Source organism: Muriicola sp. E247, from assembly GCF_041358175.1.
Taxonomy (GTDB): domain Bacteria; phylum Bacteroidota; class Bacteroidia; order Flavobacteriales; family Flavobacteriaceae; genus Muriicola.
The window spans coordinates 197963-214192 of sequence record NZ_JBGKBE010000003.1 but is presented as its reverse complement, the minus strand read 5'-3'; the positions used below and the strand labels follow the sequence as shown (position 1 = coordinate 214192).

The 16230-nt window shown below is 43.0% G+C and carries 13 protein-coding genes; 6 read left to right on the top strand and 7 right to left on the bottom strand.

Annotation, left to right across the window (positions count from 1 at the left end; genetic code table 11):
* Positions 1-19 precede the first annotated feature (19 nt).
* Entirely contained in the window at positions 20-634 is a 615-nt protein-coding gene (locus ACA086_RS07190) for a trimeric intracellular cation channel family protein (RefSeq protein ID WP_371002660.1), read from the bottom strand.
* Between the two features lie 140 nt (positions 635-774).
* On the opposite strand from ACA086_RS07190, the gene ACA086_RS07185 reads away from it, so the two are divergent.
* From ACA086_RS07185 to ACA086_RS07165, 5 genes are all read left to right on the top strand, one after another.
* The gene (locus ACA086_RS07185) at positions 775-1272 is read left to right on the top strand and encodes a CIA30 family protein (protein WP_371002659.1); all 498 of its coding nucleotides are present in this window, start codon (positions 775-777) and stop codon (positions 1270-1272) included.
* 57 nt (positions 1273-1329) lie between these two features.
* On the top strand, positions 1330-2625 hold the full coding sequence (locus tag ACA086_RS07180; protein WP_371002658.1) for a Zn-dependent hydrolase: 1296 nt from the start codon (positions 1330-1332) through the stop codon (positions 2623-2625).
* An 88-nt stretch (positions 2626-2713) separates the two neighbouring features.
* Positions 2714-4909 carry a M28 family metallopeptidase gene (locus tag ACA086_RS07175; RefSeq protein ID WP_371002657.1) on the top strand — a complete coding sequence of 732 codons (2196 nt, stop codon included), beginning with the start codon at positions 2714-2716 and terminating at the stop codon, positions 4907-4909.
* A gap of 194 nt (positions 4910-5103) precedes the next feature.
* Positions 5104-6828, top strand: coding sequence for a hypothetical protein (locus ACA086_RS07170; RefSeq protein ID WP_371002656.1), 1725 nt, complete (start codon positions 5104-5106; stop codon positions 6826-6828).
* 9 nt (positions 6829-6837) lie between these two features.
* Entirely contained in the window at positions 6838-7491 is a 654-nt protein-coding gene (locus ACA086_RS07165; protein WP_371002655.1) for an SCO family protein, read from the top strand.
* Here ACA086_RS07165 and ACA086_RS07160 read toward each other — a convergent pair.
* Both ACA086_RS07160 and mnmA read right to left on the bottom strand, forming a co-directional pair.
* Positions 7477-8418, bottom strand: coding sequence for an NAD(P)H-dependent flavin oxidoreductase (locus ACA086_RS07160; RefSeq protein ID WP_371002654.1), 942 nt, complete (start codon positions 8416-8418; stop codon positions 7477-7479). The two genes, ACA086_RS07165 and ACA086_RS07160, sit on opposite strands and share 15 nt — an antisense overlap.
* Before the next feature lie 47 nt (positions 8419-8465).
* A complete protein-coding gene (gene mnmA, locus ACA086_RS07155; protein WP_371002653.1) occupies positions 8466-9656 on the bottom strand; it encodes a tRNA 2-thiouridine(34) synthase MnmA in 1191 nt (396 codons plus the stop codon).
* A gap of 311 nt (positions 9657-9967) precedes the next feature.
* On the opposite strand from mnmA, the gene ACA086_RS07150 reads away from it, so the two are divergent.
* Positions 9968-11365, top strand: coding sequence for a fasciclin domain-containing protein (locus tag ACA086_RS07150; RefSeq protein WP_371002652.1), 1398 nt, complete (start codon positions 9968-9970; stop codon positions 11363-11365).
* 262 nt (positions 11366-11627) lie between these two features.
* Here the strand turns inward: ACA086_RS07150 and ACA086_RS07145 are convergent, their stop codons facing one another.
* The 4 genes from ACA086_RS07145 to ACA086_RS07130 all read right to left on the bottom strand — a co-directional run bounded on the left by ACA086_RS07145 (position 11628) and on the right by ACA086_RS07130 (position 16200).
* Positions 11628-12185, bottom strand: a complete 558-nt coding sequence (locus ACA086_RS07145) for a DUF6515 family protein (protein WP_371002651.1) — start codon at positions 12183-12185, stop codon at positions 11628-11630.
* A gap of 139 nt (positions 12186-12324) precedes the next feature.
* Positions 12325-14175: a membrane protein insertase YidC gene (gene yidC / locus ACA086_RS07140; RefSeq protein ID WP_371002650.1), complete on the bottom strand. Its 1851-nt coding sequence runs from the start codon at positions 14173-14175 to the stop codon at positions 12325-12327.
* 95 nt (positions 14176-14270) lie between these two features.
* Complete coding sequence (locus ACA086_RS07135; protein ID WP_371002649.1) at positions 14271-15908, bottom strand: CTP synthase; 1638 nt, start codon at positions 15906-15908, stop codon at positions 14271-14273.
* A gap of 49 nt (positions 15909-15957) precedes the next feature.
* Entirely contained in the window at positions 15958-16200 is a 243-nt protein-coding gene (locus tag ACA086_RS07130; protein ID WP_371002648.1) for a DUF3820 family protein, read from the bottom strand.
* Positions 16201-16230: the final 30 nt, after the last annotated feature.

The following is a 16230-nucleotide window of genomic DNA, read 5'->3' as shown; positions in this document are numbered from 1 at the left end:
GTATTCTCGCTAAATCTGCCTACATCGGTTCCTTCCTGTAAATATTTGGCAGGGCGATTTTGTACCTAACCGCCAGAAGCCGGATTCCTATGACCACTATAATGCTGGCTGTAAAAGCGTATTCATCTATGATAGGTAAACGGGTAAGTAAAAAGAAGGATGCTCCTCCCAGAATACAGGCAGTCGCATAGATCTCCTTGCGGAAGATTACCGGGATTTCGTTGCAAAGGATATCTCTGATAACTCCACCAAAACATGCCGTGATCGTCCCCAGGGCAATGCACATAATGGGAATCAGTTCGGCTTGCAAACCCTTGTCTATCCCTACCAGGGTATAGAGTCCGATCCCAATAGTATCAAACAGGAACAGGGATTTCCTTAGATACCTCAGCCGTTCCTGCAGCAGGATAGCAAAGATGACAGATCCCAGGATGGTAAAGGTATAAACAGAGTCCTGCATCCATGCCACGGGGGTATTCCCTATAAGCATATCCCTGAGGGTCCCTCCCCCTACTGCTGTAACAAAGGCAATTATAAACACCCCGAAGAGATCAAGCCTCTTGTCCATAGCGACCAGCACTCCTGAAATGGCAAAGGCAATCGTTCCTAAAATATCAATGGTGAGATAAAACATTTTCTGAGGTTAACAGGCGTTAAAATAAATACAATTTATTGTTATGACCGCCCCTGTCTGAAATTATCTCCTAATTTTAGGCTTATTATCAAATATTGTAAGGCCTTATGCCATTCATTTATATTATTTACTTTCTGCTTATGGGACAAACTCCTATCACCCTGTTTCAATTTTCAGATCAATCCGACCTCAGCAAATGGCAGGTCGTCATCGACGGAGTTATGGGTGGTTTATCCAAAGGCCGCATTTTGCTTAACGCGGATGGTAAAGGAGTATTCCAGGGGTATGTTTCCCTTGAAAACAACGGAGGTTTTTCTCTTGTACAATACACTTTTGATCCACGGGATGTGTCCAGTTACAGCGCCATCGAACTTAAATTAAAAGGCGATGGTAAGAAATATCAGATTAGGGTAAAATCAGATTCTTCACAATACTACAACTACGCTTGTTCTATTGAAACTACGGGAGAATGGCAAACCATCAGCATTCCTTTTAACAAGTTCATCCCACAATTCAGAGGTAGAGACCTTAACAAGCCCCCTTACCCGGGTGAAAAAATGGGAGAGGTAGCTATTCTGATCGGGAATAAGAAAGCGGAGGATTTTAAGATTGAGATCGATAAGATCGTCCTTAAATAAGGAAAAATCCATCAGCTACTCTCTAATATTTTATATCTTGTTTGAAATTCCCCTGTCATGAAAACAAGCTATTTATTCTACTTTCTCCTATTCTCTTTTAGTATTATTTCCAAAGCACAGGAAGTTCCTGAGGTCGATCAGGATCGATTGGAAAAAACGATACATACCCTTGCCAAATACGGAATGAAGGAAAACGGTGAAACCAATCGCGTTGCCTTTAGTGATGCCGACCTGCAAGGCCGAGCCTATATCATTTCCCTGATGCAGATATCCGGATTGGAAGTAAGTGTAGACTATGCCGGGAATATTATCGGGAAACGGGCGGGAAAAGACCCGGGATTGAAGCCAATAGGCTTTGGTTCCCATATAGACATGGTCCCCGATGGAGGAAACTACGACGGATGTGTGGGATCATTAGCGGCTATTGAAGTGATAAGGACGCTGAACGAAGCAGGCATAAAAACCGAACATCCACTGGAGATCTTTATTTTTTCAAATGAAGAAGGGGGCGTAATGGGAAGCAGGGCGATTGTTGGAGAGCTTCTTGATGATGCTCTTTCAGTAGTAAATAGCACTGGCTATTCCATGAGAGAAGGGATTAACAGATTAGGTGGAAATGCCGATCGCATCTGGCAGGTTGAACGGGAAGAAGGCAGTTTAACCGCTTTTCTGGAGCTGCATATTGAACAAGGAGGTATTTTAGATCGGGAAGAAATCGATATCGGGGTTGTGGAAGGAATTGTAGGAATAAAATGGTGGGATGTGAATATCAAGGGCTTTGCCAACCATGCCGGCACCACACCTATGGCCTTGAGAAAAGACGCCTTGATCGCCGCTTCGAAATTCGTATTGGCTGTCAATGAAGTGACCAACAGTTACGAAGGGAATCAGGTGGGAACTGTGGGAAGGATTGAGGCATTTCCCGGCGCTCCCAATGTAATTCCGGGGGAAGTACAGCTTAGTCTTGAGATAAGGGATTTATCTTCAGCCAAAATAGAGAAACTGTTTGAAGGAATTAAAAGTCGGGCCAAAGCTATTGAAGAAGAAACCGGGACTAGCTTTAGCTTTACCCCTATTGATGCCACATCGGCTCCTGCCCTAACAGATGAAAGAATTCAAAAAATCATTTCTGAAGCTGCAGCAGAGATGGGCTTAAGTTCAATGCAAATGCAGAGTGGTGCCGGACATGACGCACAGGATATGGCCCGGATTACACCGGTAGGTATGATCTTTGTCCCCAGTGTGGATGGTATCAGCCATTCGCCCAAAGAGTTTACTTCCCCGGAAGATATGGCGAACGGAGCTAATGTTCTCTTACGAACAATTTTAAAATTGGATCAGTCCTGGTTTTAAGGATTTAATAGAAAAAAATTACGGATAGTCATACTGCAACAGTATGCTTGAATAATATTAATATTTATCTTCATTAAAAATTTTCCTGATGTTAAAACGAATTGTATTTCTCAGTTTTTTTACCCTTGCTTTCGGAACCGTACTTGCTCAAAATATCAATGGATTCAGAACGGAAAACGTAGCAGATCAACTGGATCTGGAAGCCCAATTTGAGGCCCGGTTATCTGCAGATAACCTGGATTCCTGGATGCAGCGCCTTGCTGCGGAACCCCACTGGGTAGGAACTGAATACGGAAAAGAAAATGCCGAGTGGATGATGGAACAATTTAAATCCTGGGGCTACGACACAAAAATAGAAACCTACCACATCCTTTTTCCCTATCCCAAAATACGTGAATTAAAACTCCTGGGGCCTGAGCCTTACCAGGCTACACTAAAGGCCGTTCCGGTAGAAGGTGATCCCTATACTGCTCAGGGCGATGCCTTGTTACCCAGTTATAATGCTTTTTCCACAGACGGAGATGTTGAGGCCGAACTAGTTTTTGTGAACTACGGAATCCCCAGTGATTATGAAGAACTGGAAAAACTGGGAATCGATGTAAAGGGGAAAATTGTAATTGCAAAATACTACGGCTCCTGGAGGGGTATCAAGCCCAAACTTGCCGCAGAAAAGGGTGCTATAGGATGTATTATTTATTCAGACCCTGAGGATGATGGCTATGTCAGAGGAGATGTATATCCTGTGGGCGCATTTAAGAATAAAACAGGGGTTCAGAGAGGATCTGTAATGGATATGCCCCTCTACCCCGGCGATGTCCTTACTCCCGGCTACGCTGCTACAAAAGATGCAAAAAGACTCGATCGTGATAAGGCACCTACGATTACAAAAATTCCTGTGCTTCCCATTTCATATGAAGATGCACAACCCCTGCTGGCTGCCTTAGGAGGCCCTGTTGCGCCGGATAGCTGGAAGGGAGGCCTTCCGCTTACCTACCATATTGGTCCGGGTCCGGCAAGGGTCCATCTCAAATTGGAATTCGACTGGAAAATTACTCCGGCACATAATGTCATTGCCACCCTGAAAGGCAGAACTTATCCCGATCAATGGGTAATGAGGGGAAACCACCATGATGCGTGGGTACACGGAGCCAATGATCCGGTAAGCGGGATGATCGCCCTTATGGAAGAAGCTCGGGTTATCGGGGAATTGGCCAAACAGGGAAAAAGGCCGAAGCGAACCATTGTGTACGCAGCCTGGGATGCCGAGGAACCGGGATTGATAGGCTCAACAGAATGGGTAGAGGATCATGAAGATGAATTACAGGAAAAGCTGGTGGCCTATGTCAATACGGATGGTAATGGGCGTGGCTTTTTCAGGGCCGGTGGCTCTCATACCTTACAGTCTATGGTGAGAGAGGTAGCAGATGCTGTTAAAGACCCTCAAACGGGAGTTTCCATTAAAGAAAGGCGAGTTGCCGCTCAGATGGTAAACGGGGGAGACAACAGTTTTACCCTAAGTGCCCTGGGATCAGGATCAGATTACACCCCTTTTATACAACATGCCGGAATTGCTTCACTCAACATCGGTTTCGGAGGGGAAAATGCCGGAGGGGAATATCATACAATTTATGATACCTACCCCCACTACAAACGCTTTAAAGATCCGGAATTTGCATATGGAGTTACCCTGGCAAATGCCGCCGGACGAATCGTTCTCAGAATAGCGAACGCAGACGTTTTGCCATTCGAATTCAAACAATGGCAATCCACTGTTGAAGGTTACCTCAAGGAAGTCATGGATGAGACAGATAAGAAAAGGAAGGCTGTTGAAAAACATAACAAACTGGTGGCACAAAATGCCTATCAACTTGCTGCTGATCCGCGCAAACCCTTTGTAAAGCCTGAACTAAAAGAAGCTGTTCCCTATCTCGATTTTTCCCCCTTGCAAAACAGCCTGGCACAATTGGGCCAGCGAATTGAAGAGCTGGAAGGTCTTGAACTGGAGTCGCTCCCGGCTAATAAGCAGGAAGCTTTAAACAAAGCCCTCAAAGAAACAGAACAGGTACTTACCGAAAGTTCAGGTTTACCGCGCCGACCCTGGTTCAGGCATCAATTGTACGCTCCCGGGTTTTATACGGGATACGGGGTTAAGACGCTGCCCGGGGTACGCGAGGCCATAGAACAAAATAATTGGAAGGAAGCACAGCAGCAAATCGAAAAATTATCGGGAACTTTTTTGGCTATGGATGCGCACCTTAAAAAATTGATCAGCCTTGCGGAATAAACTGATTTAGCATACTCTGGCAATTATATTCAAGTAAAGTTCTTTAATTCACTTAGGCAAGACAGTAGGAAAAAGTGGAATTAACAATAATTCTATTTGATATAACACTACTTCAAGCTAAATATTTTGTACCTTAAGTGACTCTATATCATTGATATAGCATTGAACCGAAACCACCAACCAAAATAATTATTATGAGCACTAAAGTTAAATTAACCGCAATGATAGCGGGCATACTGGTATGCCTGTACTTTGTATTGCCAAAAGAATCCGAAAACGATCCTTCGCAACTTGCTTCTTACGGAGCAATTAAGTGCACTGTAGCCAACTTTTTACTCAAGGATGTAGATACCACTCAACAAATTTCTCCACTTTTTGAAAATTTGGGTACGCTCAATTTTCCGATTACTACTTCCAATCCCAGAGCACAGGAATTCTTCAACCAGGGATTGCGACTAACCTATGCTTTTAATCATGCAGAGGCACATCGATCATTTATGGAAGCTTCGAGGCTAGATCCAAAATCTCCAATGACTTATTGGGGCCAGGCCTATGCCTTGGGTCCAAATATTAACGATCCTGAACCTTTGGAAGAGCGAAAAATTAAATATAATGAGGCGATGGCAAAAGCCGTTAAGGCGATGTCGACGGCGACCCAAAAGGAACAAGCATTAATTGAAGCACTAACACATAGGTACAGTACTGATATAACTGAAAACACTGGTGATTTAAATAAAGCCTATATGGAGGCTATGGAAAAAATCGTAAAGAAATATCCCGAGGATGCCAATGTACAAGTTCTATATGCCGCCTCAGTTATGAATACCGTTCCCTGGAATTACTGGGATAAGAATGGCAATCCTTCACCCAATATTACCAAAGCCAAGGCAGCATTGGAGATCGCTATGGAGAAAGATCCTGATCATCCCGGGGCACATCACTACTATATACATATGGTAGAACTTCCGTTCCCGGACATGGCCGTTGCAAGTGCAGATAAACTGGGATCTCTTATGCCTGCGGCAGGACATATTGTTCATATGCCTTCGCATATTTACATACGAGTGGGCAGATATAAAGACGCGGTTACTGCAAATCAGGCAGCTATACTGGCAGACGAGGATTATATTTCCCAGTGCTATTCACAAGGCATGTATCCCCTTGGCTACTATCCGCATAACATTCATTTTTTGTGGTCAGCTGCCAGCCTTCTGGGTGCTAGTGATATTGCCATAGATGCCGCAAAAAAGACGGCAGAAAAAGTACCTGAAGGCGAGCTAGTAAACTTGCCCTTTCTTCAGGATTTTGCAGCTACACCATATCTGGCATACACTAGATTTGGAAAATGGAATGACATTTTAACTATTCCAAGTCCAAATCCCGAGATCAAACATTTAAACCTAATTCGTCATTATGCCAGAGGTATAGCTTTTATCAGAAAAGGTAATGTAAAAGAAGCAGAAGAAGAGCTCGAAGCTCTTTCGAGATTAGGTGAAGACGATTCCCTTAAGGACCTTATTGCTACAGCTCACAACAGCTCAGCATCAATCGCTGATATAGCGTATGAGGTAATTGCCGGTGAATTGGCCGCCTTGAAAAAGGATTATCCCACCGCAATAAACCATTTAAAGAATGCTGTGGCAGCAGAAGACAATCTGACATATACAGAACCTGCCGCATGGCATATTCCGACCAGACAAAACCTGGGCGCGATATTGCTTGAAGCCAATGAATACGAAGAAGCTGAGAAAATTTACCGGGAAGATCTCGAAGTTCTTAGGCAAAATGGTTGGTCATTGATGGGGCTTTATAAAAGTCTAAAAGGGCAGGGAAAGATGCAGGAAGCCAATCAAGTCCAGGAAGAATTTAATATGGTATGGAAAGATGCAGATATCGTAATAAGTAATTCGGTCTTGTAACATTGAGTTATGAAATCAAAGAAAATTCTCCTCCCTACTGTCATTTGCATAGCGGGGTTAGCCATATTACTACTTTATTTTCGGAGTTCAATTACTACTAATGAACCCAGGATCTACAATCCTGCGGATCTTAATCCTATGCTTGTAGACTTTGACTATCGGGATGTAAAAAAAGGATATTATGTAAAAGACTTTCGTTTAATAAATCAAAATGCGGATACCATTACCCATGCAGACTATGACGGTAAAATTTACGTGGTCGATTTCTTTTTTACCCGTTGTCCGACTATTTGCCCCTTAATGACGAAAAATATGGAAGAGTTGCAGACACTCTTTTACGATAATGATTTGGTGAAATTACTTTCTATTTCAGTTACTCCAACTTTTGATAGTGTTGAAGTACTAAAGCGATATGCAAAAATCCATAATGCTTCAAGTTCAAAGTGGAATATAACAACCGGAAATAAACAACATATTTATGACCTAGCCCGAAAAAGTTACTTTGCTGTCCTTGATGAGGGCGATGGAGGTTTGCAGGATTTTATCCATACTCCTAATTTTATCCTGGTCGATACACAAAGACAAATCAGAGGGATTTATGATGGTACTCGTTCAGAGGAAATAATACGATTGACCGATGATATTGCCTTACTTTTGAATTAAGAGTTTTATCGCATGTTGATACTCTTCCATCATATCTTCTACGATCTGCGCGGCGGGCTTTATATCGTGAATAACGGCGGAAACCTGTCCGATCTCCAGTTCACCTTCCTTCAAATCACCCTCGAACATTCCGCGTTTCGCCCTGGCCCTGCCCAGCAATTCTCTAAGCTCTTCCGGAGTGGCGCATCGCTGATAGGCTTGTTGTACCTGTTCATAGAATTCATTTTTTAGCATTCTTACAGGAGCAAGCTCTTTTAAGGTAAGCTGGGTATCTCCTTCCTTGGCAGCCACCACTCTTTCTTTAAAACGAACATGAGATGAAGCTTCATCCGAAGCTACAAACCGGCTCCCCACCTGCACCCCTTCTGCGCCCAGAACCATCGCTGCCAGCATAGAACGTCCGGTAGCGATACCCCCGGCAGCTATTAAGGGAATCTCAATTTGTTCTCTCACCGCCGGGATCAAGGTAAGGGTAGTAGTTTCGTCCCTGCCGTTATGTCCTCCTGCTTCAAATCCCTCAGCAACTACAGCATCTACACCGGCCTGTTGCGCTTTCAGGGCGAACTTGACGCTACTGACAACGTGTACTACAGTTATCCCTTTTTCCTTTAGAAAGGATGTCCACGTGGCCGGATTACCTGCAGATGTGAAGACAATAGGCACCTCCAATTCAACAATGATCTCCATGAGTTTATCTATATCCGGATATAACATAGGTACATTTACCCCAAAGGGTTTGGAAGTGGCTTCTTTGCATTTTTGAATGTGTTCCCGAAGTACTTCTGGGTACATACTCCCGGCACCAATCAATCCGAGACCACCGGCGTTGGATACGGCTGAGGCGAGCTTCCACCCACTGGCCCAGATCATTCCGGCCTGAATTATGGGGTATTGTATCCCAAAGAGTTGAATAATTCTATTCGACATGGTTTTTTGTTTCTAAGGAAATCAAGATAAGACAATTCAACGGGGAATCAGGAAATCACGCCCGATCCTATAAGTTCATCCCCAATGTACCAGGCCACGAACTGTCCTTCTGTGATCGCTGATTGTTTTTCAATGAAGTCGACATATATTCCGTGCTCAACCTGGTAGAGGGTAGCTTGCTGCAGGGGTTGTCTGTACCGGATCCTGGCCAATACCTTCATACTTTCGTCCGGATTTAAGGCGAGGTCGGGCCTTATCCAATGTACCTCATCCCCTTTAACAAAGAGGGTTCTGCGGTAAAGTCCGGGATGGGATTTCCCCTGCCCCGTGTAGATCACATTAGAATTGACATCAGTATCAATAACGAATAAGGGTTCTTTGGTTCCCCCAACATCAAGTCCTTTGCGCTGCCCGATTGTAAAGAAGTGGGCTCCCTGGTGTGTACCGACTACCTTACCATCCTTTGGATTGTACTCGGGTTTTTCTGAGTAAAAGGCGAGTTCCTCGGTCTTGTTATTAAATTTAGGGGTACCATTATGATACTGTTGGGCGTCAGCAGGCACTTCCACAATATCGCCTTTTTTTGGCTTTAGTTGCTGTTGCAGGAAATCGGGTAGTCTTACTTTACCTATAAAGCAAAGTCCCTGAGAATCCTTCTTTTCTGCCGTAATTAATTGATTTTCGGCAGCTATTCTGCGTACTTCAGGTTTTGTGAGTTCTCCTACCGGGAACAAGGTTTTGGCCAACTGCTGCTGAGATAGCTGGCATAAAAAATACGACTGGTCTTTGTTAGGGTCTATACCGGCTAGAAGCTGATATTGGAGATTTCCATCTCTATCTTTAGTTTCTCCCTTTCTGCAATAATGGCCTGTAGCAACAAAATCGGCTCCCAGGTCCAGGGCGATTTTCATAAACACATCGAACTTGATCTCCCTGTTACAGAGTACATCCGGATTTGGTGTTCTTCCCATCTCGTATTCTCTGAACATATAGTCGACAATCCTTTCTTTATACTGTACGCTCAGGTCGACCGTCTGAAAGGGTATCCCCAATTTTTCAGCTACGATGAGGGCATCATTACTGTCTTCAAGCCAGGGGCATTCTTCGGAAATAGTTACAGAATCATCGTGCCAGTTCTTCATAAAAAGACCAATAACCTCGTATCCCTGTTGTTTTAACAGATAGGCAGCTACACTACTATCAACTCCTCCCGAAAGTCCGACAACTACTTTTTGCATAATCCTTTTTTCGCGCTGCAAAAATACGAAATATTGTATTTGATCTTCCTTTCTTAAAAGCGAAACACCCCGTATATTTTTGAAAGATTATGAAATGTATTGTTAAATGTTTATTAATATATATTAAACAATGTAAGTTAAATGAAAACATTGGCATATTCCATAACGACTATAAATATGAAGTTTTCTTAATATTTTTCGGGTATTTGTTCGATTAGTTGAGCAATTTGATCTGTTAAAGATTTAATAATTGACTTTTTTTGTTTATTTTTTATAGTATTTTCGTTAAACAGATACTAAAAAATACAGCAATGAAAACAACTTCAAAACTTATCAAAACATGCTTATTAATCATGGCAGTAGTCTTTATGGCTTCCTGTTCAGATGACGATGGTGACAACCCGATTATCGTTACTTCGGATCCCGACATTGTAGATCTTGCCATAGCTACAGATGACCTTAGCAATCTGGTCGCTGCCCTTCAGAGAGCTGAATTGGTGACTGCTCTTCAGGCCGATGGCCCTTTCACCGTTTTTGCCCCAACCAATGCCGCATTTGAAACTTTCCTTCAGGACAACAACTTCGCTACCTTAGAAGATGTACCAGTAGATGTACTGACCCAGGTTCTACTCAACCACGTTGTTGAAGGAGAATTTTTATCTTCAAATCTAACCACGAGCTATGTTTCTTCTCTTTCCACAGCCGGACCAGGAGGAGCGAACCTTAGTTTATACATTGATACCTCCAATAGCGTAACGATCAACGGAATTTCTGATGTAGTTACTCCTGATGTAGAAGCTGAAAACGGAGTTGTACATATTGTAGATGCAGTAATTGGGCTGCCTAATATAGTTGACCACGCCGTAGCGAACGCCGGCCTTACTGAATTGGTAGGTGCCTTGACAGATGGTGGAAATACTACCTTCACTGATTTATTATCTGATGATACTACTGATTTTACGGTATTTGCACCTGTAAATGATGCATTTGCTTCATTTGAAAACCCAAATGGAAATGAACTGGCAAATATCCTTTCCAACCATGTGATAGTTGGAACTGCAGCCTTTTCAAGCGGATTGAGCAACTCCTACGTTTCTACAGCCGGAGTGAATACTGACGAAGATAACCTGAGTCTTTATATCAATACAGATAGTGGAGTTACCTTGAATGGCGTTAGCAATGTTGCAATTGCTGATATTGTAGCTACCAATGGAGTGATCCACGCAGTAGATGCTGTAATCGATGTGCCTACAGTAGTGACATTTGCAGTAGCAGATCCTAATTTCTCTACTCTGGTGAGTGCCCTGACTGAATTGACTCCGGCCACAGATTTTGCCGGAATCCTATCCAGGACAGCAGGTGGCAACGGAGATGGAATCGACCCGGACTTCACCGTATTTGCTCCAACTAACGCTGCTTTTGATGCCCTGGCCGAGATCCCTGAAGAATCAGTATTGACCCAGGTTTTATTGCACCATGTTATAGGTGGAGCCAATGTAAGGTCGGAGGATCTCACTGACGGAATTATGCCAGCTACTCTGGAAGGCGATATGATTACTATCAACCTCCCCGGTACTGGAGACAATATAGCCGATGTAACAGATGGTTCAGGAACTACAGGAATTGGAATCGTAGCTGTAGATGTACAAGCAGGCAATGGCGTAATCCATGTCCTCAACCAGGTGATGATACCAAACACAGGAAACTAAATATTCTATTTTGTTTTGTTCATAAAAATGGCTGCCGAGTGCAGCCATTTTTCTTTTAAATAAAGACAGATCAATTTTGTGTTCTCACCAGACAACAGATTCAAAACGGTTAGCATACAAAAACGACAGCTTGACAACTTAACTTTTTAAAAGGGAGATGAATAATGCATATTTGAAATCCCAAATCTTACCAAACATAACCAACGAAAAAAGCTCCCTTAATTGAGGGAGCTTTTTGCATTTTGTATTCTTTTGAAATGGTCTAGTCCTCCTCCTCGAGCAAATCAATAACTTCATAGCCGTCATCAATTGCCCTGTAAAGGGTCTCGTTTAATTCGTAGGTAGGGATGCCGTCAAAATCCATTTCTTCCGCATCTTCAGGAAGTTCTGTGATCACAGCTCCAATAGGTGCAGAGACAACTTCATATTCATCATCTACATTCTGATAGAAAACGCCTGCAGCGTAATAATAAGCAGCACCTCTTACCATGATGCGGGTTAAGGCTCCTGCTGCCATACGGATCCGGAATCCACGAGGAGGAAAGGCTCGTGCATATACCCCTCTCCGGGCTACGTAATACATAGTCCCAACAGGATAGTACGACACATTGCGCCAGACTCTTGCTCTTGTATTTGCCGGTAGTCTTCTCAGGGTTCTGCGTCTTACTCTTCGTTTCTTCCTTCGGATTTTTCTTTTGGTAGTACGATTTACTTTAACTACCCTATTTGTGCGGCGTTTTACCACCTGGGCCTCAGCCTCAGGAGTATGAAAGAAGAATATCAGCAAGAATGCCGATATAATAAGTTTCCAGTTTTTCATGGGTTTGTTTTTAGTTATTCCTTTATGACTTAATGTTTAGGAAAAGGTTTAATCGTTAAACCCAAAACGATATATACCAGGGATTAGTATACTCTGGAAATCCGTAAAAAGAGTAGAAATCTTATGAAATACCAGAGTTTTACTTTTTCTTTTTCTGTTCCTCTGCCTGCTCCATCATCTCTCTCATCTTCTTCTGAAAACGATTTTCTTTCTTTGGCTTTGCCTTGTTGAGTTGGATCTGAGCGTGGATTTTCTCTTCATTCAGGATAAAGCGTTTAATCGCCAGCATGATAAAGATGGTAATAAGGTTAGAAACAAAATAGTACAAACTTAGTCCACTGGCATAGTTGTTAAAGAAAAACAACATCATCAGAGGAGACAGATACATAATAAACTTCATATTGGGCATCCCCGGTTGTGTTTGCATATTCTGCCCGGTTGTCATCATCATATAGATAAAGATCGCAATTGAGGCCAGGATGGGAAAGAGACTCACATGGTCTCCGTAAAAAGGGATGCTAAACGGTAGCTGCGCAATAGTATCGTAGGACGATAAATCTTCTGCCCATAAAAACGACTTCTGCCTCAAGGCAAATGAAGTTGGAAAAAACATAAACAGGGCGTAGAAGATTGGTAATTGCAATAAAGCCGGCACACAGCCACTCATCGGACTCACTCCTGCCTTGTTGTACAGCTTCATGGTCTCCTGCTGCTTTTTCATTGCATTGTCCTTGTACTTCTCGCTGATCTCTGTGATCTCAGGCTTCAGAACCTTCATCTTTGCCTGGGAGAGGTACGACTTATAAGTAACCGGAGACATCAAAAGTCTCACAATGATGGTCATGACAACAATGGCAATTCCGAAAGGTAGGAAGGAGCTCAGAAATCCATAGAAGGGGGTAAAGATGTGGCGGTTGATCCAACCAAAAATACCCCATCCATAGGGAATGGATTCCACCAATCCCAAATCTTTGTATTTCTCCAGAACATCAATATCCGTTGGGCCGTAATACCAGTTCATGGCATAAGACAACTCTCCACCTTCCATTTGGAGCGGGGCAACTGTAGAATACTCTTTGGTAAACTTTGCTTCCTTACTCTCTTCCTCTACAAGGTTTTTTGAGGTGAGTTCTGCGGTTTCAAAAGGTGTATTTGTCGTAAGTATGGAGCTAAAGAAATGCTGTCTGTACGACAACCATTTTACATTAACTTCGGTTTCTTCATCATCACTCGTTTCCGATAGTTTACTGATCTTCCCATCGTCGTGGTTATATGTCAGACGGGTATACCTGTTGCCGTATTGGATACTTTTATTATGACGTATTCCCTTGAGTTTCCAATTCAGACTGATCGGCTGATTGTCGTTGAAAATACTACTGAGGCCCTGAGAGCGAACCGTAAAACCAAGAAGGTACTCCCCTGGTTTCATTTCGTATCGGTATTCCAGGTACTGTTGAGACCCTACTTTTGCTTTCATTGAAAGCACCTGATTTTCCCCATCCCTGCTCACTACAGGTTCAAAATAAAGGTCTTTCGTATTTATCACCCGGTTGTTTCGGGTCATAAAATTAAGATCAAAGGTGGCGTTCCCATCTTTGATCAGATAGACAGGAATAGAATCATAGGTGACAAATTCCTTTAGTCGAGCTTCAGTAATCTGTCCTCCTTTATTGTTGATTTCCAGGTAAAGAACATCATTTTCCAGGATAGTTGTTCCTTCTATAGCGGGACTAAAACCAAATTCCCCCATGGAATTCCTGTAGTTGGCAAGGGAAGTTGAATCTTGTAAATTGACGGATTGAGTTTCCGCAACGGGTGTCTCTACCTCTGCTTCAACTGCCTTTTCAGCTTGCTGTTGTTGTTCTATTTGGGCTTTCTGGGCTTCAATTTCTTCAGGGGTGGGTTGATTCTGGTAAAACCAGAATAGCAAGATCCCGAAGATCAGGACAAAGCCGATAATTGAATTAAGGTCTAATTTTTTCTCTTCCATCTATTAACTGTCGTATCTACCTATTCTTCATCCTGTATGCAGAATGCGAATGTTTCTTTTTTACGGGTTTGCAAATATAGGCCCAATTGTGGAGTTTATGCCAAACTGGCATTGGTTTGTTGTTTTTTATGGAGCTGAACGGCTTTGATAAATCCAACAAACAAAGGATGGGGATTGGCCACTGTACTTTGGTACTCCGGGTGGTATTGCACCCCGACAAACCAGGGATGATCAGGCAATTCTATGATTTCAACCAGTTGTGTATCACTGTTGATTCCGGAAGCAACCATACCTGCTTTTTCAAATTGTTCTTTAAAATCATTGTTGAATTCATACCTGTGTCTGTGCCTTTCAGATATATGATTTTGTCCGTGATAAACCCTTGAAACCAGGCTTCCTTCTTTTAATTCACAATCCCAGGCGCCAAGACGCATAGTCCCTCCCTTATTGGTGATATGTTTTTGTTCCTCCATAAGACTGATGACCGGGTATGGCGTCTCCTCATCCATTTCGGTAGAATTGGCAGCTTCCAGTCCCAGTACATTACGGCCAAATTCGATCACTGCCATCTGCATGCCCAGACAAATACCCAGGAATGGAATTCCATTCTCTCTTGCATAGCGTACTGCCTTGATCTTTCCTTCAATACCTCTTTCCCCAAAGCCGGGGGCAACAAGTATTCCATCAAGACCCTTCATTTTTTGTTCAAAATTCGCTTTAGTAATATACTCAGAGTGGATCGACCTTACATTTACTTTTACCTCATTAATAGCCCCGGCGTGGATAAACGATTCCAGGATAGATTTGTACGAGTCCTGCAATTCCACATACTTACCGATGAGTCCGACCGTCACCTCACTTTTGGGATGCTTATGCCGGTCGAGGAACTCGTGCCATTGGGAAAGATCGGGTTTGGTATCATCAGGAAGGGCCAGTTTCTTCAAGGCTACTGTGTCGAGGCCTTCCTCCTGCATAAGGATGGGAACATCGTAAATGGTTGAGGCATCTATCGACTGAATAACCGCTTCTCGTTTCACATTACAGAACAAGGCGAGTTTTTCTTTGATCTCATCAGAAAGTTGGTGTTCTGTACGGCACACAAGGATATCGGCCTGGATTCCGCTTTCCATCAGTGTCTTAACAGAGTGCTGAGTGGGTTTTGTCTTTAATTCTCCTGCCGCCGATAAGAATGGAACCAGTGTCAGGTGAATCACAATGGCATTGTTGTCCCCTAATTCCCATTTCAACTGTCTGACAGATTCTATATACGGCAAAGACTCTATATCCCCAACGGTTCCTCCTATCTCTGTTATAATAATGTCGTATTCCCCTGTTTTTCCCAGGAGTTGTATTCGCTCCTTGATCTCATTGGTAATATGAGGAATTACCTGAACTGTTTTCCCAAGAAATTCTCCCCTTCTTTCTTTTTCTATAACAGATTGATATATCCTTCCCGTAGTGACATTATTAGCCTGGGAAGTCTTTACATTGAGGAATCGTTCGTAATGTCCAAGATCGAGATCTGTTTCCGCACCATCATCCGTTACATAGCATTCTCCGTGCTCATAAGGATTTAAGGTCCCGGGATCTACATTGATATAGGGATCTAATTTTTGAATGGTGGTCTTATAACCGCGAGCCTGAAGTAGCTTAGCCAGCGAGGCTGCAATGATTCCTTTGCCTAAAGAAGAAGTTACGCCCCCCGTAACGAATACGTATTTTGTAGCTGCCATTTCGCGCTTCTTGGTTACGGGATTCAAAGATACAAATTGCATCGGCAAATCACGGAGAATCGATTGGAAAATCTTTTCGGATTTTTATAAGAAGGGCTTCCAAACCGTTTTCTTTGACCTCCAGTGCCTCCTTCATCATAAATCCCAGTTTCCCCTCCGGAAATCCTTTGTGCCTGAACCATAGTAAATAGCTTTCGGGTAAATGTACCAGATATCGACCCTTAAATTTACCGAAGGGCATTTTGTAATGAGCCAGTGTGATCAGTTGATCTTTCTCCGGTTTCAATTCCATCCTTAAAATTAAATCTTTTACATTTGAGAA